The sequence below is a fragment of the Vibrio sp. 2092 genome, from assembly GCF_033339635.1.
GTDB lineage: Bacteria > Pseudomonadota > Gammaproteobacteria > Enterobacterales > Vibrionaceae > Vibrio > Vibrio alginolyticus.
The window spans coordinates 59,326-82,671 of record NZ_JAWOUY010000022.1 but is presented as its reverse complement, the minus strand read 5'-3'; the positions used below and the strand labels follow the sequence as shown (position 1 = coordinate 82,671).

At 45.6% G+C, this 23,346-nt stretch carries 19 protein-coding genes and 4 tRNA genes; 1 reads left to right on the top strand and 22 read right to left on the bottom strand.

The features are described 5' to 3' along the window. The 10 genes from R7P80_RS25670 to pncC all read right to left on the bottom strand — a co-directional run bounded on the left by R7P80_RS25670 (position 1) and on the right by pncC (position 7,552). Positions 1–73, bottom strand: a tRNA-Arg gene (locus tag R7P80_RS25670). Between the two features lie 86 nt (positions 74–159). Beyond that, a tRNA-Ser gene (locus tag R7P80_RS25665) sits at positions 160–251 on the bottom strand. 29 nt (positions 252–280) lie between these two features. Beyond that, positions 281–357 (bottom strand) — tRNA-Arg (locus R7P80_RS25660). Between the two features lie 32 nt (positions 358–389). Beyond that, positions 390–481, bottom strand: a tRNA-Ser gene (locus R7P80_RS25655). A 334-nt stretch (positions 482–815) separates the two neighbouring features. Further along, positions 816–1,013, bottom strand: a complete 198-nt coding sequence (gene csrA, locus R7P80_RS25650; RefSeq protein ID WP_004415691.1) for a carbon storage regulator CsrA — start codon at positions 1,011–1,013, stop codon at positions 816–818. A gap of 92 nt (positions 1,014–1,105) precedes the next feature. Next, positions 1,106–2,293 (bottom strand): aspartate kinase, encoded by a 1,188-nt coding sequence (locus R7P80_RS25645; protein WP_005383803.1) that lies wholly within the window; start codon positions 2,291–2,293, stop codon positions 1,106–1,108. Positions 2,294–2,505: 212 nt separating this feature from the next. Then, positions 2,506–5,088: an alanine--tRNA ligase gene (gene alaS / locus R7P80_RS25640; RefSeq protein WP_225492052.1), complete on the bottom strand. Its 2,583-nt coding sequence runs from the start codon at positions 5,086–5,088 to the stop codon at positions 2,506–2,508. Between the two features lie 142 nt (positions 5,089–5,230). Beyond that, on the bottom strand, positions 5,231–5,698 hold the full coding sequence (gene recX / locus R7P80_RS25635; RefSeq protein WP_017633543.1) for a recombination regulator RecX: 468 nt from the start codon (positions 5,696–5,698) through the stop codon (positions 5,231–5,233). Between the two features lie 127 nt (positions 5,699–5,825). Continuing rightward, complete coding sequence (gene recA, locus R7P80_RS25630; RefSeq protein ID WP_005380874.1) at positions 5,826–6,869, bottom strand: recombinase RecA; 1,044 nt, start codon at positions 6,867–6,869, stop codon at positions 5,826–5,828. A 200-nt stretch (positions 6,870–7,069) separates the two neighbouring features. Continuing rightward, positions 7,070–7,552, bottom strand: coding sequence for a nicotinamide-nucleotide amidase (gene pncC, locus R7P80_RS25625; protein WP_005383794.1), 483 nt, complete (start codon positions 7,550–7,552; stop codon positions 7,070–7,072). An 84-nt stretch (positions 7,553–7,636) separates the two neighbouring features. On the opposite strand from pncC, the gene mutS reads away from it, so the two are divergent. Beyond that, positions 7,637–10,198 (top strand): DNA mismatch repair protein MutS, encoded by a 2,562-nt coding sequence (mutS, locus tag R7P80_RS25620; RefSeq protein ID WP_167415441.1) that lies wholly within the window; start codon positions 7,637–7,639, stop codon positions 10,196–10,198. A gap of 82 nt (positions 10,199–10,280) precedes the next feature. Here mutS and rpoS read toward each other — a convergent pair whose 3' ends face one another. From rpoS to relA, 12 genes are all read right to left on the bottom strand, one after another. Next, the gene (rpoS, locus tag R7P80_RS25615) at positions 10,281–11,267 is read right to left on the bottom strand and encodes an RNA polymerase sigma factor RpoS (protein WP_005380887.1); all 987 of its coding nucleotides are present in this window, start codon (positions 11,265–11,267) and stop codon (positions 10,281–10,283) included. An 80-nt stretch (positions 11,268–11,347) separates the two neighbouring features. Continuing rightward, positions 11,348–12,271 (bottom strand): peptidoglycan DD-metalloendopeptidase family protein, encoded by a 924-nt coding sequence (locus R7P80_RS25610; RefSeq protein ID WP_005380889.1) that lies wholly within the window; start codon positions 12,269–12,271, stop codon positions 11,348–11,350. 13 nt (positions 12,272–12,284) lie between these two features. After that, positions 12,285–12,911, bottom strand: coding sequence for a protein-L-isoaspartate(D-aspartate) O-methyltransferase (locus tag R7P80_RS25605; protein ID WP_005380892.1), 627 nt, complete (start codon positions 12,909–12,911; stop codon positions 12,285–12,287). Continuing rightward, entirely contained in the window at positions 12,911–13,687 is a 777-nt protein-coding gene (gene surE / locus R7P80_RS25600) for a 5'/3'-nucleotidase SurE (RefSeq protein WP_005380894.1), read from the bottom strand. Before surE ends, R7P80_RS25605 begins: the two co-directional genes overlap by 1 nt. Next, positions 13,687–14,730, bottom strand: a complete 1,044-nt coding sequence (gene truD / locus R7P80_RS25595) for a tRNA pseudouridine(13) synthase TruD (RefSeq protein ID WP_005380895.1) — start codon at positions 14,728–14,730, stop codon at positions 13,687–13,689. The genes surE and truD overlap by 1 nt, the downstream gene beginning before the upstream one ends. 45 nt (positions 14,731–14,775) lie before the next feature. Beyond that, positions 14,776–15,252, bottom strand: a complete 477-nt coding sequence (gene ispF / locus R7P80_RS25590) for a 2-C-methyl-D-erythritol 2,4-cyclodiphosphate synthase (RefSeq protein ID WP_005380896.1) — start codon at positions 15,250–15,252, stop codon at positions 14,776–14,778. A 14-nt stretch (positions 15,253–15,266) separates the two neighbouring features. Beyond that, complete coding sequence (gene ispD / locus R7P80_RS25585; RefSeq protein ID WP_005380898.1) at positions 15,267–15,974, bottom strand: 2-C-methyl-D-erythritol 4-phosphate cytidylyltransferase; 708 nt, start codon at positions 15,972–15,974, stop codon at positions 15,267–15,269. Between the two features lies 1 nt (position 15,975). Continuing rightward, complete coding sequence (gene ftsB, locus R7P80_RS25580; RefSeq protein WP_005380907.1) at positions 15,976–16,257, bottom strand: cell division protein FtsB; 282 nt, start codon at positions 16,255–16,257, stop codon at positions 15,976–15,978. Between the two features lie 548 nt (positions 16,258–16,805). Then, positions 16,806–18,107, bottom strand: a complete 1,302-nt coding sequence (gene eno, locus R7P80_RS25575) for a phosphopyruvate hydratase (protein WP_005383785.1) — start codon at positions 18,105–18,107, stop codon at positions 16,806–16,808. A gap of 78 nt (positions 18,108–18,185) precedes the next feature. Continuing rightward, the gene (locus R7P80_RS25570) at positions 18,186–19,826 is read right to left on the bottom strand and encodes a CTP synthase (protein WP_021034029.1); all 1,641 of its coding nucleotides are present in this window, start codon (positions 19,824–19,826) and stop codon (positions 18,186–18,188) included. Between the two features lie 205 nt (positions 19,827–20,031). Further along, a complete protein-coding gene (gene mazG / locus R7P80_RS25565) occupies positions 20,032–20,835 on the bottom strand; it encodes a nucleoside triphosphate pyrophosphohydrolase (protein WP_005383780.1) in 804 nt (267 codons plus the stop codon). A 225-nt stretch (positions 20,836–21,060) separates the two neighbouring features. Then, positions 21,061–23,280: a GTP diphosphokinase gene (gene relA / locus R7P80_RS25560; RefSeq protein ID WP_005393896.1), complete on the bottom strand. Its 2,220-nt coding sequence runs from the start codon at positions 23,278–23,280 to the stop codon at positions 21,061–21,063. Positions 23,281–23,346 lie beyond the last annotated feature (66 nt).

The window sequence follows — 23,346 nt, the reverse complement described above, 5'->3', positions numbered from 1 at the left end:
GCGTCCTGGAGGATTCGAACCTCCGACCGCCTGGTTCGTAGCCAGGTACTCTATCCAGCTGAGCTAAGGACGCGCAGATCTTCTTGCTAAGAAGTTGTGAAGTAAATCACATTCATTTCTTACGAAACAAAAAAAAGGCCATTCGGGCCAGTCAATGAATGGCGGTGAAGGAGGGATTCGAACCCTCGATACGGGATAAACCGTATACTCCCTTAGCAGGGGAGCGCCTTCAGCCTCTCGGCCACCTCACCGTTTTCATTGTTATATCTCAAAAGAGATATGGCGCGTCCTGGAGGATTCGAACCTCCGACCGCCTGGTTCGTAGCCAGGTACTCTATCCAGCTGAGCTAAGGACGCACTTTTTTGTTGATAAATCAACGCTGCAAGAATGGCGGTGAAGGAGGGATTCGAACCCTCGATACGGGATAAACCGTATACTCCCTTAGCAGGGGAGCGCCTTCAGCCTCTCGGCCACCTCACCGTCTTGCGGAGGCACATATTACGTTTTACCGAAAATATGTCAAACACTTTCTTTGAAAAAATCCACGAAACTAGCTTAACCGTTGCTGATTTAATCAAAGTGACTATTAAACGAACTTTATCACTCTATTATGATGAAAAAAAGAGAGTCTTCTCTGAAAAAAAGACATTTATTTTCAAATAACTTTCTGAAGTTCGAATCAACATTATTGATGAATTCACAGCCATACTCAACACAATAGTTTCTGCAAATTTTCAAAAACAGTAAAAACTAAAAAGGCCAACCCTTCGGTTAGCCTTTTTCATTCAAACTAAGCTCTGTAAACAGGAGCGACTTAGTAGTTACCTGAAGCAACGTTGCCATTGCCTTTTTCAGCTTGAATGCGCATGTAGATTTCTTCACGGTGAACTGAAACCTCTTTCGGAGCGTTAACGCCGATACGCACTTGGTTACCTTTAACACCTAGTACAGTTACAGTCACTTCATCACCAATCATCAGTGTTTCGCCTACGCGGCGAGTCAAAATTAGCATTCTTTGCTCCTTGAGTAATCTCTAAATTTTCTTGCTACAAAGCTATTATCCAACAAAAGTTATATTTTCGTAAACTACCTTGTTAGCGAAAATCAGCCTAAAAAGGCATGTTTTTGTTGAATGTTTAATGCTTCACTAGACGTAATGTAAGCATCATGCAGAATGTTTGCTGCTGTATCCACACATTCGGGTGCTAAAACTAGCATCATAGTGAGTGCATTCGTTGCGCTGAAATTGATCTCAATATCTCGCTTTGCCAACAAATCGCATGCGTGCTCTACCATTCCATTGGCCTCAAGCCCCACTGCGGTCAACAGGCTTACCACTTCACTATTACGGATTTTGTCGCTGAACACCAGATCGAACTTGGCACATGCATCTTGTTTTATCATGATACCTGCCCGTTCTGTTTCCTCGATCACATTCCAAATGTCGATACCCAACATCTGACATTGTTTTGTAGCACTAGATAAATGTTCTTTATCGACTTCGATTATGGCAAGGTCACGTTGGATGGCTATACCAGAGACGGCTTGATTGCCTAACTCCCCCTTTACCAGACTGCCTTCATTAACATCAAATGTCGAAAGCACGCGCAGTGGCACATTATTCTTCCATGCAAATTGCACTGAAGGTAAATGTAATACTTTCGCGCCTCGGCTTGCCATCGCTTCCATGGAAGGAAAATCGATAACCGCCAATTTTCGCGCGTTTTTCACTACACGTGGGTCACAAGTATAAATACCATCAACGTCGGTAAAGATTTGACACTCATCCGCGCGCAATGCGCCTGCCAGTGCCACTGCGCTCGTATCTGAGCCACCTCGACCTAATGTGGTGATATCCCCGTTCTCATTCACACCTTGAAAGCCTGCAACAATCACTATTTGGTCTTGCTCCAGCAATCCCAGAATTGTCTTAGTATCAATGTGTTTAATCGTTGCGTCATTGTGTTGATTATCCGTCACAATATTCGCCTGTGCTCCGGTAAGCGAGCGTGCAGCATGACCCAATTTATTGAGTGTCATTGCTAACAGTGCCATTGACACTTGCTCACCAGCAGAGAGCAAAACATCAAGTTCTCGAGCTGTAGGCACGCTATCTATCTGTTTAGCGAGGTCCATCAGTCTGTTTGTTTCGCCTGACATTGCAGACACGACAACAACAACTTGATTGCCATCATTTTTCGCCTTAATGATGTGTTCAGCAACTTGGTGGATTCTTTCAATTGAACCCACGGAGGTTCCGCCAAACTTTTGCACGATAAGGGGCTTTTTCACCAGTCTTCACCTTCCCAAGACCGAAGTCTCTTTAGAACTGCTTACATCTTCAGTATTTCCTTTTAGAAAAATTATATAAGCAGTAGTTACAACAAAAACCAAATAGCCTAAATGACTCGGTTAACTTTTGGTCAATTAAACCACTTGGCTGCTAAAAAAAATTACGCTCAATCAAAGAAACTTGATTGAGCGTAATTTTAGTAGTTAAAAGCTTATAAGCGCTCTTCTAACCAAGGCTGAACTGTTTTAATTGCCTCTGGTAGTGCGGCTACATCAGTACCACCAGCTTGAGCCATGTCAGGACGACCACCGCCCTTACCACCGACTTGCTCAGCAATCATCTTAACTAGATCACCAGCTTTTACTTTACCAGTTAGATCTTTAGTCACACCAGCAATCAGACCAACCTTATCACCTGTTACGTTGGCAAGCAGTACGACACCAGACCCCATTTGGTTCTTGATGTCATCAACCATAGTACGTAGGTTCTTGCTGTCAGCGCCTTCAAGAGCTGCGACTAGAACTTTTGTACCATTGACTTCAACCGCTTTGCCCATGATGTTAGCGCTTTCTGCTGCCGCCATCTTATCTTTTAGCTTCTGCACTTCTTTCTCTAGCGCTTTTGCTTTCTGTGCAGATTCTGCGAGTTTCTCTTCGTACTTCGCGTTTTGAGCTTCAATAGCGTCTAATGCAGCCTCGCCTGTTACCGCCTCAATACGTCGAATACCTGCAGCAATGCCGCTTTCTGAAGTGATTTTGAATAGGCCAATATCACCTGTGCTTGATGCGTGAATACCACCGCAAAGCTCTGTCGAGAAGTCACCCATAGACAGTACGCGTACTTCGTCATCGTACTTCTCACCAAACAGTGCCATTGCGCCTTTCTTCTTAGCAGACTCAATGTCCATCACGTTGGTTTCAATCGTGTGGTTGCGACGAATTTGCGAGTTAACTAGACGCTCAACTTCTTTCAGTTCTGCTGCAGTTACGGCTTCTAGGTGTGAGAAGTCGAAACGTAGGTTGTCTGCCTTCACTAATGAGCCTTTCTGCGTTACGTGCTCACCTAAAACTTGGCGTAGTGCTGCGTGTAGCAAGTGCGTTGCTGAGTGGTTTAGAGAGATAGCTGCGCGACGCTCTGCGTCAACGATAGTTGCTACTTCATCACCTTTCGCTAGAACGCCTTCTGCCATTACACCGTGGTGCGCGATTGCGTTACCTAGTTTTTGAGTGTCCTCAACGCGGAATACACCAGACTCAGTACGGATTTCACCAGCGTCACCACACTGACCGCCTGACTCTGCGTAGAATGGTGTTTCACCAAGTACGATGATTGCTTTGTCGCCCGCAGATAGCGAATCTACTTCGTTGCCTTCAACGAACATCGCTGCTACAGAACTAGAGCCTTTAGTACCTGTGTAACCACAGAATTCTGTTTGCGTATCAACTTTGATTGCTGCGTTGTAGTCAGTACCGAAGTTACCCGCTTCACGCGCACGTTGACGCTGCTCTTCCATCGCTTTCTCAAAACCTTCTTCGTCGATTGCGAACTCACGCTCACGTGCAACGTCGTTAGTTAAGTCTGCTGGGAAGCCGTAAGTGTCGTAAAGTTTAAATACGGTTTCGCCGTCCAGTACTTTACCGTCTAGATCATCTAATGCTTCGTTTAGAATCGCCATACCGCGCTCAAGTGTACGACCAAAGTTTTCTTCTTCGATACGCAGTACTTTTTCAACCACAGCTTGTTGACGCTTCAGCTCTTCACCAGCCGTACCCATGATGTCTGCCAATACGCCAACCAACTTGTGGAAGAATGCACCTTGTGCGCCCAGCTTGTTACCGTGACGAACTGCGCGACGGATGATACGGCGTAATACGTAACCACGACCTTCGTTTGAAGGCATAACGCCATCCACGATCAGGAATGAACATGAACGGATGTGGTCAGCGATAACGCGTAGTGATTGGTTTGATAGGTCTTCGTAACCGATAACTTCTGCTGCTGCTTTGATAAGAGCTTGGAATACATCGATTTCGTAATTTGAGTGAACGCCCTGCATGATTGCAGAGATACGCTCGATACCCATACCAGTATCTACCGATGGTTTTGGTAGCGGTTCCATAGTGCCGTCTGCGTGACGGTTGAACTGCATGAATACGTTGTTCCAGATCTCGATGAAACGGTCACCATCTTCTTCAGGCGTGCCAGGACGGCCACCCCAGATGTGCTCACCGTGATCGTAGAAGATTTCAGTACATGGACCACAAGGGCCAGTGTCGCCCATTTGCCAGAAGTTATCAGACTCGTACGGCTTGCCGCCTTCTTTATCACCAATGCGAACAATACGATCAGCGGGTACGCCAACTTTCTTGTTCCAGATGTCAAACGCTTCGTCATCGGTTTCGTAAACAGTTACCAATAAACGATCCGCTGGCAGTTTAAGAACTTCGGTTAGGAATTCCCAAGCAAAGGAGATCGCATCTTCTTTGAAGTAATCGCCAAAGCTGAAGTTGCCTAACATTTCAAAGAATGTGTGGTGACGAGCAGTAAAGCCAACATTTTCTAGGTCGTTATGTTTACCACCAGCACGTACGCAACGCTGAGCCGTAGTCGCTCTAGTGTAGGCTCGTTTTTCTAAGCCTAAGAAACAATCTTTAAATTGGTTCATACCTGCGTTTGTGAACAGCAGGGTTGGGTCGTTATGTGGAACTAACGATGAACTTTCTACGATTTGGTGTCCTTTGCTCTCAAAGAACTTGAGGAACGCGTTACGAACCTCATCAGTGCTCATGTACATGCAGCTCTTCCTGAAAATAGTCGAGTTAGAATTTTGCCGTATTGTAGATCATGCAAACAGCTGAGACTAGTTTTCTTGAGGAAAAGAGGGAGTAGGAGAAAAAATTTGAAGCAAAACAAAAATCAGTGCGGACGACTGACCGTTAATCTTCGTCCTCAAAGCTCAGCGCGTAGCTGATTTGGTCAAAACTGTAGCCGCGATACTGCAGAAAACGAACTTGTTTTGCGTACTCTTTTTGGTCTTTGGCTTTAATACCTTTGAATTTCTTTTCTGCCGCCTGTTTAGCCAGTTCAAACCAATCTTGCGGCTCTTCAGCCATAGCTTGCTCAATCACCGATTCCGCAACACGCTTCTGGTTTAACTCTTGACGAATTCGACGCTCTCCATGTCCTTTGTATACATGCTGTCTAATTTGACTCTTCGCGTAACGTAAATCATCTAAATAGTTATGGTCTAGGCAAAAATTAATTGCGATGTCGATGTCTGATTCTTCATAGCCCTTCATCGATAATTTTTGGTAAAGCTCATACTGACCATGATCGCGACGGCTAAGCAATTGTATAGCAGCCTCTTTGCTCGATAATGTTGGCGCCTGGCGTTTTTGGTACATGATGATCCTAAAAGTATTTTTGCTGTACAGGCTCTCAATGGCCTTTGTGATAATTCGATTTTTGATTTCAATAGATACAACAAAGCCCCGCATTGCAGGGCTTTGTCATTTATTAATCTATGAGAGATTAAAACTCTTCAGCTTGCTCTGGCGCTTCACCAGCTTCAGGCGCTTCCGCAAGTGCTGGCGCTAGCAACATTTCACGCAGTTTTGTATCGATAGTTTTAGCCACTTCAGGGTGCTCACGCAGGTAGTTACATGCATTCGCTTTACCTTGACCAATCTTATCGCCATTGTAGCTATACCAAGCACCGGCTTTTTCAACTAACTTGTGCTTCACACCTAGATCGACAAGTTCACCTTCGCGGTTAAAGCCTTGGCCGTACATGATTTGTGTGTTTGCTTCTTTAAATGGTGCTGCAATCTTATTCTTAACAACTTTGATGCGCGTTTCGTTACCTACGACTTCGTCACCTTCTTTGATTGCGCCAGTACGACGGATATCTAGACGAACAGAAGCGTAGAACTTAAGTGCGTTACCACCTGTTGTTGTTTCTGGGTTACCAAACATCACACCAATCTTCATACGGATTTGGTTGATGAAGATACACATACAGTTAGACTGCTTTAGGTTACCCGTTAGCTTACGCATTGCTTGAGAAAGCATACGTGCTTGCAGACCCATGTGGCTATCGCCCATTTCGCCTTCGATTTCTGCTTTCGGTGTTAGTGCTGCGACAGAGTCGACAACCATAACATCGATAGCACCAGAACGTGCAAGTGCGTCACAGATCTCTAGCGCTTGCTCACCTGTGTCTGGCTGAGAAACTAGCAATGCATCGATATCAACGCCAAGTTTCTTCGCGTATACAGGATCTAGAGCGTGCTCTGCATCGATAAACGCACACGTTTTGCCTTCACGTTGCGCAGCAGCAATAAGCTCAAGCGTTAATGTTGTTTTACCTGAAGATTCTGGGCCGTAGATTTCTACGATACGACCCATTGGTAGACCACCAGCACCCAAAGCGATATCAAGAGAAAGAGAACCCGTTGAGATGGTTTCTACGTCCATTGCGCGGTTATCACCAAGGCGCATGATAGAGCCTTTACCGAATTGCTTTTCAATTTGACCTAGCGCAGCGGCGAGCGCTTTCTGTTTGTTCTCGTCCATTACTTTCTCCGATTTATTCATCTTCTTTGGGCGACGAATAGTAATTCATTTTTCTTAAGCAGAAGAACTGCTCAGCAATGAAAGTTATTATACTGTTGATTCATACAGTGTCCATACCTGTATGAAAAAAATTTGGCTGACCTAAAGTCATGATTTGCTCTAGCCCTTATCAATGCTGGGCTAAAACAAGTTAAGAAATTCTAGAGCAGATGTTGATACAATTGAGTCAGCGCGTGCTCGACCGCTTTTTTGCGAACTTCTGCACGGTCACCAGAGAAATGCATGGTTTCGACTTGCTGCCAACTTTGGTTATCAGCAAAAGCAAAGCAGACCATGCCGACTGGTTTCTCTTCACTGCCACCACCCGGCCCTGCAATACCACTGATGGACACACCGATGGTGGCATTGGAGTTTTTAATTGCACCCTGCACCATTTCAATCACAACTGGCTCACTCACTGCACCATGCGCTTCTAACGTTGAAGCTTGCACACCAAGCATCTCCATTTTCGCTTCATTACTGTAGGTGACGAACGCACGGTCAAGCCAAGCTGAACTACCAGCAATGTCAGTAATGGCGGTTGCAACACCACCACCTGTGCATGATTCTGCGGTTGTTAAAACATGCCCGTGTTTAGCCAATAATGCGCCTAAATCGGCACTCAATTTTGTTGTTTTTTCCATAGCCAAAATGCCCTTTGTCTCTTTTTACTTGATAGGGATTCACGTATCCTAAGCCGCTACGGAAATAAACAAAAGAACTTACCTGTGAAAGCTGAACAAAAACACACTCCGATGATGCAGCAATACCTCAAGCTAAAAGCTGAGAACCCAGAGATTTTGCTGTTCTACCGCATGGGCGATTTCTACGAACTCTTTTACGATGATGCCAAGCGAGCTTCTCAGCTTCTTGATATTTCATTGACCAAACGTGGTGCGTCTGCAGGTGAACCTATCCCAATGGCGGGTGTGCCATTTCACGCCGTAGAGGGCTACCTGGCAAAACTTGTTCAGCTTGGTGAGTCTGTGGCGATCTGTGAACAGATTGGCGATCCGGCCACCAGCAAGGGACCGGTAGAACGTAAAGTTGTGCGTATCGTGACACCAGGTACTGTGACGGATGAAGCGCTGCTTTCTGAGCGTGTCGATAACTTAATCGCAGCAATTTACCATCACAACGGTAAGTTCGGTTATGCGACGCTGGATGTCACCTCTGGTCGCTTCCAACTGACAGAACCAGAAACTGAAGAAGCGATGACAGCCGAGCTTCAACGCACTGCACCACGTGAGCTACTGTTCCCAGAAGATTTTGAACCTGTACATTTAATGGCGGGCCGCAATGGTAACCGTCGTCGCCCAGTCTGGGAGTTTGAGCTTGATACGGCTAAGCAACAACTCAATCAACAATTTGGCACAAAAGATCTGGTTGGTTTTGGTGTAGAACATGCGTCCTTAGGGTTATGTGCTGCTGGTTGTTTGATCCAGTACGTAAAAGATACTCAACGTACGGCTTTACCTCATATTCGCTCTTTAACGTTTGATCATCAGGATCAATCCGTCATCCTTGATGCTGCTACCCGACGTAATCTGGAAATTACTCAAAATCTAGCAGGCGGAACCGATAACACGCTCGCTGCAGTACTCGACCATTGTGCAACTCCGATGGGCAGCCGAATGCTGAAGCGTTGGTTGCATCAGCCTATGCGTTGCATTGAAACGTTAAACAATCGCCTTGATGCGATTGGTGAGATTAAAGAACAAGCTCTGTTTGCCGATCTTCAACCAACGTTAAAGCAAATTGGTGATATTGAACGTATCTTAGCGCGCCTTGCATTACGCTCTGCTCGCCCTCGCGATATGGCTAGACTTCGCAATGCCATGCAACAGCTACCAGAGCTAGAATCTGTCACCGCTTCTTTGACCCATCCGTACCTAACGAAATTGGCGAAGTATGCAGCTCCGATTGACGAAGTATGTGACCTGTTAGAGCGCGCGATTAAAGAAAATCCGCCGGTTGTTATTCGTGATGGTGGCGTCATCGCTGAAGGCTACAATGCGGAGCTCGATGAATGGCGAAAATTGGCAGACGGTGCAACAGAATATCTTGAGCAGCTTGAGCGAGATGAGCGTGAACGACACGGTATCGATACGCTTAAAGTAGGCTATAACAACGTTCATGGCTTCTTTATCCAAGTGAGCCGTGGCCAGAGCCATTTGGTTCCACCGCATTATGTACGTCGCCAAACACTCAAAAACGCTGAACGCTACATCATCCCAGAGCTTAAGGAACACGAAGACAAAGTACTTAACTCGAAATCTAAAGCGTTAGCACTTGAGAAACAGTTGTGGGAAGAACTGTTTGATCTATTGATGCCAAACCTTGAGAAGCTGCAAAACCTAGCTTCTGCTCTGTCTCAACTGGATGTATTACAAAACCTAGCAGAGCGTGCAGATTCGTTAGATTACTGCCGCCCAACGCTTGTGAAAGACGCAGGAATTCACATTCAAGCTGGTCGTCATCCAGTCGTAGAACAAGTAACAACAGAGCCGTTCATCGCGAACCCAATTGAGCTGAACCCAGCCCGTAAGATGTTGATCATTACCGGTCCAAACATGGGTGGTAAATCAACCTACATGCGTCAAACTGCGCTGATTGCATTGATGGCACATATCGGCTCTTATGTACCGGCAGAATCCGCACAGATTGGTTCTTTAGATCGTATATTTACTCGTATTGGTGCGTCAGATGATCTTGCATCTGGCCGCTCGACCTTCATGGTAGAAATGACCGAAACAGCCAATATTCTTCACAACGCAACTAAGAATAGTTTGGTGCTAATGGATGAAATCGGACGCGGTACTAGTACTTACGACGGTCTGTCTTTAGCTTGGGCAAGTGCGGAATGGCTCGCAACACAAATTGGTGCGATGACCCTATTTGCAACCCACTACTTCGAATTAACAGAGTTACCAAGCCAGCTGCCAAACTTAGCGAACGTTCACTTGGATGCCGTAGAACATGGAGATAGCATTGCCTTTATGCACGCAGTTCAAGAAGGTGCGGCAAGTAAGTCTTACGGTCTGGCTGTTGCGGGCTTAGCAGGCGTACCAAAAACGGTCATCAAAAATGCGCGTAACAAGCTATCTCAGCTAGAGCAACTGGGGCAAAACAGTGACACACCACGTCCAAGTGCAGTAGATGTGGCTAACCAGTTGAGCCTGATTCCAGAGCCTAGCGAGGTCGAACAAGCTCTGTCAGGTATTGACCCTGACGACTTAACGCCACGCCAAGCTCTTGAAGAGCTGTATCGCTTGAAGAAGATGCTGTAAACAGACTCACACCGACGAGCAAAAAAGAAAAAAGGCTATGGGGAACCATAGCCTTTTGTGTATCTAGTGAAATACGGATTATTTAATCGTCTTCTACGTTAAACAAGTTTTCCATATTCAAACCTTGTTTGATTAGGACTTCACGAAGACGACGTAAACCTTCCACTTGTATTTGACGTACTCGCTCACGTGTCAGACCAATCTCTCGACCAACTTCTTCCAGCGTCGAAGGCTCATAGCCTAGTAGGCCGAAGCGTCGTGCAAGCACTTCTTTCTGTTTCGGATTCAACTCTTCTAACCAATGAATCAACGATGATTTGATGTCGTCATCTTGAGTCGAAACTTCTGGATCAGAGTTGTTTGCATCAGGAATAATATCCAGCAGCGCTTTCTCACCGTCACCACCGATTGGCGTGTCGACAGAGCTAATACGCTCATTAAGGCGTAACATTTTGCTTACGTCTTCGACTGGAATATCTAATTGAGCAGCAATTTCTTCTGCGGTCGGTTCGTGATCGAGCTTTTGAGAAAGTTCACGCGCAGTACGCAGATAAATGTTCAGCTCTTTCACTACATGGATAGGTAGACGGATCGTGCGAGTTTGGTTCATCAACGCTCGCTCTATCGTTTGTCGGATCCACCACGTTGCGTAAGTAGAGAAACGGAAACCACGTTCTGGGTCGAATTTTTCGACCGCTCGGATCAAGCCGAGGTTACCTTCTTCAATCAGATCAAGTAGTGCTAGACCACGGTTACTGTATCGACGAGAAATCTTAACAACCAAACGTAGGTTACTTTCGATCATACGTTTGCGTGCCGCTTCGTCGCCACGTAGGGCGCGTCTTGCGTAAAGCACTTCTTCTTCGGCAGTAAGTAAAGGTGAGAAGCCAATTTCGCCCAAATACAACTGAGTTGCATCTAAGCTTTTACTGCTCGCGTCAAATTCTTCACGCGCAGTCGCTTTGCTTTCTGTGGATGATGATCTTTCGAGTTCGTTATCAATGGTCTTCACTGACGCATTATCAAATGCAAACTCTTCAACTTTGGTTACTGTGTTGCTGATACTCATAACGCCTCCCCCTGGCGAGTTAGCAAGACATGACAACTCAATATGTCGCTAAATGATGTCGCAAGTTGTTTTTCAAAGTTTTAAGGCAAATAGCGTTTTGGATTCACTGATTTACCTTGATAGCGAATTTCAAAGTGTAGTTTGACCGACTTTGCACCTGAACTACCCATGGTGGCGATTTTTTGTCCGCTTTTTACGCTTTGTCCTTCTGTGACCAGCAGTTTGTCATTATGTGCGTATGCGCTTAAATAATTGTCGTTATGCTTTACTATAATTAAGTTGCCATAACCTCGTAGCGCATTGCCTGAATAAACGACTGTGCCGGCTGCGGTTGAAACGATAGGTTGACCACGCTGTCCTGCGATGTCGATACCTTTATTTCCCTGTTCTCCCGCCGAAAAGTTCTTGATTACTCTCCCTTTTGTTGGCCACAACCACTTTGAGACTTTATCACTCTTTGCTGTGGTAGTTGGCGCTTTTTGCTTCACTTTTTGGTTATCTTTTGAACCAACATACTCCTTTGTTTTCGATTGTTCAACCTTCTTTGGAGGCTGTTTTTGTACGACTTTAGGCTTAGTCTCTGTAGGTTTTTGACTAGAGTTTTTACTCGAAGGTTTAGGTTTAGAGGCTGTTGATGTTTTCGTCACTGGAGCTGGGGGGGGCGTAACAACAGGAGCCACAACGGGTTCAACTTTTTGACCATATTTAGGGGCGACATATTTCGGAGCCCAAAGTTTTAGCCTCTGTCCTGGGTAGATAGTGTAAGGCTGAGTTAACTCATTGTAACGAACAAGATCATTTACATCTTTATCTGTGACATAAGCTATGAAGTAAAGCGTATCGCCTTTTTTTACCTCATAATAACTCCCTCTGTAACTCCCTCTTTCAAGGCTTGAATAGTCTTTTTTTAGGCTAGAGACAGGTGCAGGGGAATGCGCTGCACAACCAACTAGTCCTGCAGCAAACACAAAGCTAATACCAATATGACGTAGTAACTTATTCACCTATCCCCAACCCTTAAGCTAAATCACCCGCAACCAGAGGTACGAACCGAACCATTTCTACAACGGTAGAGAGATATTCGTCTCCCTTACGCTCTATTTTTAATAACTGTTGCTCCGTATCTCCAACAGGAATGACCATTTTGCCGCCATCTCTTAATTGTGAGAGAAGAGCTTGGGGAATCACTTCAGCGGCAGCGGTAACAATGATAGCATCGAAAGGACCTCTCGCTTCCCAGCCCTGCCACCCATCAGCATGCTTAGTTGAAACATTGTAAATATCCAATTGCTTCAGGCGACGCTTTGCTTCCCATTGCAACGATTTAATTCGCTCAACGGAGTATACATGATCAACAATTTGCGCCAGTACCGCGGTTTGATAACCCGATCCCGTTCCGATTTCCAGAACACGACTCGCCGGCTCTAGCTCAAGCAACTCGGTCATACGCGCAACGATATAAGGCTGAGAAATAGTTTGTCCCTGACCAATTGGTAACGCATTGTTATCATAGGCTTGGTGCATCATCGCTTGAGAAACAAAGCTTTCTCGTGGCAAGCGTTGGATAGCATCCAGAACTCTTTGGTCTTTGATGCCACTGGAGATAAGAAACGCTATCAACCTGTCAGCATGTGGGTTACTCATTACTTCTCTTCCTTTAACCAACTATCCATAGCACGCAGCGACTCGTGAGCGGTGAGATCAACTTGCAGAGGCGTCATTGAAACTCGGCCATGCTCAATTGCATAAAAGTCCGTGCCCTCTCCTGCATCTTGCTCCTTTCCTGGTGGCCCTAACCAATAAATGTCATGGCCTCTCGGATCTTTCTGCTTGATCATATTCTCTGCGTGATGACGTGCACCTAAACGCGTAACTTCAATTTCACCTAAATTCTCTGATGGTAAGTCAGGCACGTTTACGTTCAGTAGACGATTCGTTGGAATCGGCGACGCTAAATGCTGTTGTACAATTTGACGTGCAATTTTAGCGGCGGATTCGAAATGTCGCTTACCCACTAGAGAAAAAGCCACCGACTGAACGCCAAGGAAATGACCTTCCATGGCGGCTGCTACTGTTCCAGAATAAAGAACATCATCACCCAAATTAGCGCCATGGTTGATTCCTGACAGAACAAGATCAGGCAAATCATCTTTCATTAGCTCATTCAGCGCGAAATGCACACAATCCGTGGGCGTGCCTTGCACTGAGTAGATATTTGGGGCAATTTCAGTCACGCGTAATGGTTGTTCTAATGTGAGTGAATTCGAAGCACCTGAACGATTTCGATCAGGTGCGACAATGGTCACTTCGGCGATATCTCTCAACTCATCAGCGAGGGCATGAATCCCTTGAGCATGAACACCATCATCATTGCTGATTAAGACCCTTAAGGGCTTCGGGTTTCGTGAATCCTGTTCCATTAGTATTCTCTTTCTACTTCAACCTCATTAACTAACTCACGAACAATAGAGGTCGCAAAAGATCCCGCATCCAGTGAGAAAGTCAACGTAATGTTGTTACCTTCAACCGTCCAAGCTAAATCTTTTGGCTTCAGCGCAATATCGCGACGGTCGTGGCGCATGCGATTACCACGAATCAGCGCCATGAGGTCAGGCTCTTCGTCTAAAAACGGTTGCTCTAATGCCAGAGCCTCGGCTTGAGTAGGCAGTGCATTATCGCCAGCAAGCGCAGCGGTAATTGCCGCTTCACCTCGCGCAAATTGCACTTGCAGAGCAGCTATGTTGTTTGCATCAATCAACTGAGTGCCAGAATTCGTCTGTGCAATGTCACCATCAATGAACTTATCAAACACACCATTCTCTAGACGAGCTGAAACGATGCGGTTGAAAATCCACGAACGAGCCGCTGATAAATACATGCTGCGCTTGTTTTGATTGCGGGTACGAACGTTTTCGCGTCCCCATCGACGTGCTTCTTCAAGGTTGTTACCATCGTTACCAAAACGCTGACTACCAAAGTAGTTTGGCACGCCAACTTGTTTCACTTTTTCAAGACGTTGCTCTACATCCGCTATATCTGTCACTTCAGACAAAGTAACCACGAACTCGTTCCCTACTAGGTCACCAGGACGCAGTTTTTTATTGTGACGATCTGTTGCAAGGATTTCGATACTTGGGTATTGAGCCAAAAACGCTGAAAAATCTGGCGTTTCACCTTTTGGTAAATGGACACTTAACCACTGTTCCGTCACCGCATGACGGTCTTTAAGACCCGCCCAGCTAACGTCTTTCGACTTAACACCACAGGCTTTTGCTAACTCGTTAGCAACGAAGCTGGTGTTCTCGCCCGTTTTACGGATACGAACCATTAGGTGCTCGCCTTCGCCCGTAAAGGCAAAACCTAAATCTTCGCGAACCTGAAAGTGCTCTGGCTGCGCTTTGATTTTTGCCGATGCAACTGGCTTACCCGTTAGGTAAGCCAATGAAGATAAAATGTCTGACATGATGTGTTTCCGCTGATATCACAGCTTAGAAGAGCAAATTGCTAGTTATTGCTTAAACAGAAGTACAACGGCTTCCGTTGCAATACCTTCTTTGCGTCCGGTAAAACCGAGACGTTCTGTCGTCGTCGCTTTTACGTTGATGTTACTAATGTCGGTTTCTAGATCTTCGGCAATTGCCGCACACATTGCGTCAATGTGTGGTGCCATTTTAGGCGCTTGTGCCATGATGGTTACATCAGCATTGCCAAGGCGGTAGCCTTGCTCTTTGACTCGACGGTAAACGTCTTTCAGTAGTTCACGACTGTTTGCGCCTTTCCATTTATCATCCGTATCTGGGAAATGACGACCAATATCGCCGGCAGCAATCGCGCCCAGCAGAGCATCCGTTAACGCATGCAAGGCTACATCGCCGTCTGAGTGTGCAATCAAACCTTGCTCATAAGGGATTGCTACACCACCAATAATGACTGGGCCTTCACCACCGAATTTATGTACATCGAAACCATGACCAATTCGAATCATTTTCTATCCTTTCTTTATTCGCCGCGCTCACGGCTTAGATAAAACTCGGCTAACGCAAGATCTTCTGGCTGAGTGATTTTTATATTGTTCGCATTCCCTTGAACTAAGGCTGGCTTCTCGCCTAGCCATTCCAAAGCCGAGGCTTCATCGGTAATGGTTACACCCTGTTCTAATGCGTCAGCCAGTGCTTGAGTAAGCTGCTGAGTTTTAAACATTTGTGGAGTAAGTGCATGCCACAATGCTTCTCTATCTACCGTATGATCGATATCTTGTACTGCGTTTGCTCGCTTCATTGTATCTCTCACAGGAGATGCGAGAATGCCACCCGTTGAGTGGGCGCAGCAAACATCAATCAAACGGTCAATGTCGGATGTTAATACACATGGCCTTGCAGCGTCGTGAACTAATACCCACTCGCTTTCCAGATGCTCATTGACATAGTTTAGCCCTGATAACACAGAGTCTGCTCTTTCTTTACCACCAGCTACACGAATCACATCTGGGCGCTTAGCAATGGACAATTCTGGGTAATATGGGTCGCCGTCAGTAATGGCAACGACAACCTTAGAAATATTTGGGTGAGAAAGCAGTTTCTCTACGGTATGTTCCAGTACCGCCTTACCTTCGATCAATAAATATTGCTTAGGGCGATCTGCCTTCATTCTGCTACCCACACCAGCAGCAGGCACAATTGCGATATGCGATGAGTTCATATCCAACATTTTAATGGTTTTCCTCACCTATAATGCGGTAAAAAGTCTCGCCATCTTTAACTAAACCGAGCTCATGACGCGCACGTTCTTCAATCGCATCAAGACCTTGCCTTAAGTCATCAATCTCAGCGAACATTTCATTGTTGCGAGCTTGTAGCTTGCTGTTCACTTGTTGCTGAACTTCAATTTCATCTTTTACTGTGTAGTAGTCAGACACTCCGTTTTTACCAAACCATAGAGTGTATTGAAGCAAGCCAAACAGTAGCGTAAGGGCTATAACAAAGATTCGCATATCGCTGCTAACATTCTGTACCGGAAGGAATTAGATAAGGTGACATATATAGCATAAATGCGAGGTTGCCTCTAGGGGAGAAAGGGAGACTCACACGCTCCTTACAAGAAATAAGCAGCAAAATGAAACAAGCTCATAGGAAGCGCTCCTTACCCATGACCAAAGTAAGAGCCAAAAATACAAACCTATAAATACAAAAAACCGCCGTAGCGATGGTTTCAAAAAGCTATTTAGCGAAACTTTACTCAATAAGAATTAAGCTTGATCTTTAACTTCTTTGAGACCGCTTACTTGAAACATGGAGGAGTGCGCTCACTTAGCGCTTCCGTTGTATAAAAAAACGCCCCGCAAGTGTGAGGCGTTTTCAAAAGCTTTAAGTTAAGCCGTTAACTCAGTTAAGAATTAAGCTTGATCTTTAACTTCTTTAAGACCGCTTCCTTGAAACATGGAGGAGCGCGCTCACTTAGCGCTTCCGTTATATAAAAAAACACCCCGCCAAAGCAGGGTGTTTTAAAAGCTTTAAGTTAAGCTGCTAATTTAGTGAAGAATTAAGCTTGACCTTTAACTTCTTTAAGACCGTTGAAAGGAGCGCGCTCACCTAGTGCTTCCTCGATACGGATTAGCTGGTTGTACTTAGCAACACGGTCAGAACGGCTCATAGAACCAGTTTTGATTTGACCTGCTGCTGTACCTACCGCTAGGTCAGCGATAGTTGCATCTTCAGTTTCGCCAGAACGGTGAGAGATTACTGCTGTGTAACCTGCGTCTTTAGCCATCTTGATTGCAGCTAGAGTCTCAGTTAGAGAACCGATTTGGTTGAACTTGATAAGGATAGAGTTAGCTACGCCTTTCTCGATACCTTCAGCAAGGATCTTAGTGTTAGTAACGAATAGATCGTCACCTACTAGTTGAAGCTTGTCACCTAGTAGTTCAGTTTGGTGCTTGAAGCCATCCCAATCAGACTCGTCTAGACCGTCTTCGATAGAAACGATTGGGAATTGGTTAGCTAGCTCAGCTAGGTAGTGGTTGAACTCTTCAGAAGTGAAAGTTTTACCTTCGCCTTTCATGTTGTAGATGCCAGCTTCTTTGTCGAAGAACTCAGATGCAGCACAGTCCATAGCTAGAGTAACGTCTTTACCTAGTTCGTAACCAGCAGCTGCAACAGCTTCTGCGATAACTTCTAGAGCTTCAGCGTTAGATTTAAGGTTAGGAGCGAAACCACCTTCATCACCAACTGCAGTGCTGTAGCCTTTAGACTTAAGAACTTTAGCTAGGTTGTGGAATACTTCTGCACCGATACGTAGACCTTCTTTAAGAGTCTTAGCGCCAACAGGTTGGATCATGAACTCTTGGATGTCAACGTTGTTGTCTGCGTGCTCACCACCGTTGATGATGTTCATCATTGGTAGAGGCATAGAGAACTGACCTGCAGTGCCGTTTAGCTCAGCGATGTGCTCGTATAGAGGCATGCCTTTCGCAGCAGCAGCAGCTTTAGCGTTTGCTAGAGAAACAGCTAGGATAGCGTTAGCACCGAATTTAGATTTGTTTTCAGTGCCGTCTAGTTCGATCATTACTGCGTCGATTGCAGCTTGGTCTTTAGCGTCTTTGCCAACTAGAGCTTCAGCGATTGGGCCGTTTACAGCTTCAACTGCTTTAAGAACACCTTTACCTAGGAAACGTGCTTTGTCACCGTCACGTAGCTCAAGAGCTTCGCGAGAACCAGTAGATGCGCCAGATGGAGCTGCCGCCATACCTACGAAACCGCCTTCTAGGTGTACTTCAGCTTCTACAGTTGGGTTACCACGTGAGTCGATGATTTCACGACCTAGAACTTTAACGATCTTAGACATTAATGTTTCCTCTCGTTTCAAATATAAATGTCAATCTTAAAGGGCAGCAGCACAACCTTCGCCGCCGCCCGTATCCTTTTACTTCTCGAATTCGCCGCGTGCGTTTTGGCCCGCAGCCTTAACAAAACCTGCAAACAATGGATGTCCATCGCGAGGAGTCGAGGTGAATTCTGGGTGGAACTGAGCCGCTACAAACCATGGGTGAGCTGGGTTCTCAATCATTTCCACTAACTTCTTGTCCGCAGATAGACCTGATACTTTTAGGCCTGCTTTTTCGATTTGCGGACGAAGCACGTTATTCACTTCGTAACGGTGACGGTGACGTTCATGGATCGTCGCGCTACCGTACAGTTCACGAGCTTTAGTCCCTTTCTCTAGGTGACATAGCTGTGAACCAAGACGCATCGTACCGCCTAAGTCAGACTTTTCAGTACGCTCTTCTACGCTACCTGATTCGTCTACCCACTCTGTGATCAAACCTACCACAGGGTACTTCGTCTCTTTGTTAAATTCTGTTGAATGTGCACCTTCCATACCCGCAACGTTACGCGCGTATTCGATTAGTGCAACTTGCATACCCAAACAAATACCTAGGTAAGGCACGTTATTTTCACGTGCATATTGAGCCGCACGGATCTTGCCTTCAATACCACGATCGCCGAAGCCACCTGGTACTAGGATTGCGTCCAAACCTTCTAGAAGTTCAACGCCTTTTGTTTCGATATCTTGTGAGTCTACATACTTAATTGTGACGCTTAGGCGGTTTTTCAAGCCAGCGTGTTTAAGCGCTTCGTTCACAGATTTGTATGCATCTGGTAATTCAATGTATTTACCAACCATACCGATGGTTACTTCACCAGTAGGATTTGCTTCTTCGTAGATAACCTGTTCCCATTCAGAAAGGTCTGCTTCAGGAGCAGTAATACCAAAGCGAGCACACACAAGGTCATCTAGCCCTTGAGATTTAATCAACTGAGGGATCTTGTAGATAGAGTCTACATCCTTCATTGAAATTACTGCTTTTTCTGGAACATTACAGAACAGTGCGATTTTTTTACGCTCATTCGCAGGAATAACGCGATCGCTACGGCAAACTAGGATGTCTGGCTGAATACCGATAGATAGAAGTTCTTTTACAGAGTGTTGCGTCGGCTTAGTTTTCACTTCGCCCGCTGCCGCTAGGTAAGGAACAAGTGTTAGGTGCATGAACATTGCGCGCTCACGGCCTAGCTCAACAGCTAGCTGACGAATCGCTTCCATAAATGGTAGTGATTCGATATCACCAACAGTACCGCCAACTTCAACGATAGCCACATCATGGCCTTCAGAACCTGCAATAACGCGATCTTTGATTGCGTTAGTGATATGAGGGATAACTTGAATAGTTGCGCCTAGGTAGTCACCACGACGTTCTTTACGAAGTACGTCGGCATAAACACGACCTGCAGTGAAGTTGTTACGCTTGGTCATCTTGGTACGGATGAAACGCTCGTAGTGACCAAGGTCAAGGTCAGTCTCTGCGCCATCTTCTGTAACGAACACTTCACCGTGCTGAGTAGGGCTCATTGTGCCCGGGTCAACGTTGATGTAAGGGTCAAGCTTCATCATAGTCACTTTAAGACCACGAGCTTCTAGAATAGCCGCAAGAGATGCTGCTGCAATACCTTTACCTAGAGAGGATACAACCCCGCCAGTAACAAAAATGTAATTTGTCGTCATGTTTAACCTGAAATTGGTTGAATGAGGGAAATGGAGTGCTTCTGGACGGGAGATAAATATACCAGAAGCTCCTTACCGCCACAACGTGAAATCTATCACACCGTAATTTTTTATTTTTTGCTTCAAATCAAAGTGAGCAAAGACAAACCAAAGTCCGTTTTCGTGTAACCAAACAAGCGGACCTTATATTATGTATTCTGCCAGTTTACCTCTGCCTCGATTCTTCTTGTTTTACTTCATCCCAAAAATGGTCAAGTTCTGATAAAGAACAATCTGTAAGTACTTTGCCTGACTGCTGGACCTTGCCTTCAACTTGTTTAAAACGTCGCGCAAACTTTACGTTTGCTTTTCCTAGCGCGACTTCTGGGTTTTTATCAAGGTGGCGAGCCAAATTGACAGTCGCAAATAGCAAATCACCGAGCTCCAACTCAACTTTCTCTTCATCGGGCTGAACTTGCAGTGCCTCTTCCATGACTTCGTCAATTTCTTCTCGTACTTTATCGACAACCGGGCCAAGTGAATCCCAATCAAACCCAAATTTTGCACATTTTTTCTGAATTTTTGTAGCACGAGAAAGAGCCGGTAAAGAGTTTGGTATTGAGTCTAGGATACTTTCTTCCGCTTTGCCTACTAGGGCTTTTTCTTTTGCTTTTTCCGCTTCCCAGTTCGCGTTAATTTCCTCGTCAGATTCAAACTCAACATCTGAAAAAACATGCGGGTGGCGACGAGTCAGTTTTTCGTTCACGGTTTCGACGACATCCGAAAAGTCGAACAGCTCTTGCTCTTTCGCTAGCTGACTGTAAAAAATCACCTGAAACAACAAATCCCCTAGCTCTTCTTTTAGATTGGGCCAATCTCGATTTTGAATCGCGTCCACCACCTCGTAGGTTTCTTCTATTGTATGCGGAACGATGGTGTCAAAGGTTTGTTTTAAGTCCCAAGGGCAACCGTTTTCTGGGTCACGCAACTTCGCCATGATTTGTTCTAATTGTTCAATTGGATGACTCATTTTTTGTTCCTTTAAACCTTTCTACTAAAGAAAAAGGTGAGCGGCCAAAACCACTCACCTTCTACATTATATTTTCTCAGCAGCTTTCACTAAGTAATTGTTACTTTGACAAGGCAACAAGTTTTCGCGACTCCTGAGCATAGCTCGCCTATGTGATGAGCCTGGGCCGGCACTCCGGAGTGAGCGCAGGCAACAACGCTATCAGCTTCAAGTATGACGAGAATTTTAGCCGAGGCGTTTCACCGTCATCACATCCTTAATCTGCTCAACACGCTTCGAAACACGAGAAAGCACCTCAATATTGGTGACTTCTAGGTCAAAGTCCATGATGGCAAGTTGACGTCTGTAATCGACTCGGTTCTTCATACTGGTCACTTTGATCTTTTCGTTGGCGAACAGTGTCGTAATGTCTTTGAGTAGACCACCTCGCTCCATCGCTTCAACACGGACGGTGAGGATGTATGACCCGACGAAGCCGCTGCCCCAGACAGTATCAATGATACGCTCTGGCGCATGATGGCGCAGTTCTTCTAACTGTTCACAGTCACTACGGTGTACTGAAATGCCGCGACCTTGCGTGATGTAACCACAGATATCATCACCTGGAATCGGCTGACAGCAACGCGCTAGGTGCGTCATTAGATTATCGACACCTTCTACAACGACGGCGTCTTTTTTCGGTCGGCTTTGCGCTGGTGATTTGTGCTCTGCTTCTTGCAGTTTTTCCAGTGCTTGCTGGTCTTCTTCCTCTGCCGTTGGCTTGTTAACTAACGCGTTGATATGGTTAATGATTTGGTTGATGCGCAAATCACCGCTACCTACCCCAACATACAATTCATCTGGTGTTTTGACGTTAAACCGCTTGAGGGCGTAATGCTCTGCATCTTTTAACGTTGCGCCAATTTTGGCTAACTCATGCTCAAGGATTTCACGACCTGCTTCAAGGTTCTTCTCACGGCTTTGTTTTCGGAACCAAGCGTTAATTTTGGCACGCGCACGACCAGAATGAACGAAGCCTAATGATGGGTTTAACCAGTCACGTGATGGGTTAGGTTCTTTCTGAGTGATAATCTCGACTTGGTCACCCATATGTAATTTATGCGTGAACGGCACAATACGACCTCCGACTTTGGCACCGATACAACGGTGTCCCACTTCGGAGTGAATGTGATAGGCAAAATCTAGCGGCGTTGCCCCCATTGGCAAATCGACAACATCACCACGTGGTGTAAAGGCATAAACACGGTCATCAAAGACTTGGCTACGCAGCTCATCGAGCATTTCGCCAGAGTCAGACATTTCTTCTTGCCAATCCAGTAGCTTACGCAGCCACGTGATCTTCTCATCATAACCGCTTCGGCTGCTTGCCCCTTCTTTATATTTCCAGTGCGCTGCAACCCCCAGTTCCGACTCTTCATGCATTTGCTTGGTACGAATCTGGATCTCGATGGTTTTGCCTTCTGGCCCTAGAATTACTGTATGGATCGATTGATAACCGTTTGGTTTAGGGTTAGCAACGTAGTCATCAAACTCGCTCGGTAGATGCTTGTATTTGGTGTGAACTACGCCTAAAGCCGCGTAACAATCTTGCAGTTTGTCTGCGATGATACGCACTGCTCGCACATCAAACAGCTCATCAAAGGCCAAACTCTTTTTCTGCATTTTTCGCCAAATGCTGTAGATGTGCTTAGGTCGACCACTCACTTCGGCATTGATGCCCGACACTTCCATTTCGTGCGTGAGGTCTTCAACAAAGTCTTTGATGTACTGTTCACGAACGATGCGTCTCTCAGAAAGCTGTTTGGCAATTTGTTTGTAAGTTTCCGGTTGTTGGTAGCGGAAAGCGTAATCTTCAATTTCCCATTTCAGCTGACCGATGCCTAATCGGTTTGCTAGCGGCGCATAGATGTTGGCACACTCTTTTGCCGCCGCACGTCGAACTTCATCTGGCGCTTTTTTAACTTCAATAAGGTTACAAATTCGTTCCGCGAGCTTGATAACTACGCAGCGGAAGTCATCCACCATGGCAAGCAGCATACGGCGTACGTTATCTACCTGAGATGACGCTGCACTGCCTTCCATGTTGACGTTGAGTTGGCCAATAGCAGCCATTTCTTCAACGCCGTCGATTAATTTTATGATTTCTTTGCTGTATTTCTCTTCCAGAATTTCTCTGTTAAAAGCACCACTTGAAACCAAAGGAAACAGTTGAGCAGCCACTAAAGTGGCTTGATCCATAGACAAGGTGATCAAAATTTCGATCATTTCTCGTCCACGCCACAACAACAGCTCCGCTTGCTCGTTATCAGCTAATACCGTCTGGCAATCTCGATATACTTCGATTAAGCGTGAGGCTGTGTTTTTCTCTTGTCCTAGGCTAGCCACCCAGTTTTCGAGTTCAAACTGTTCATCTTGGTTTAAATGCGCGCTTCTTACCGCAACCATCTCATCATCCTAATTATTATATTCGTGTGGTTTGACTAACACCGTCCAGGTTAGTTCTTTTTACCG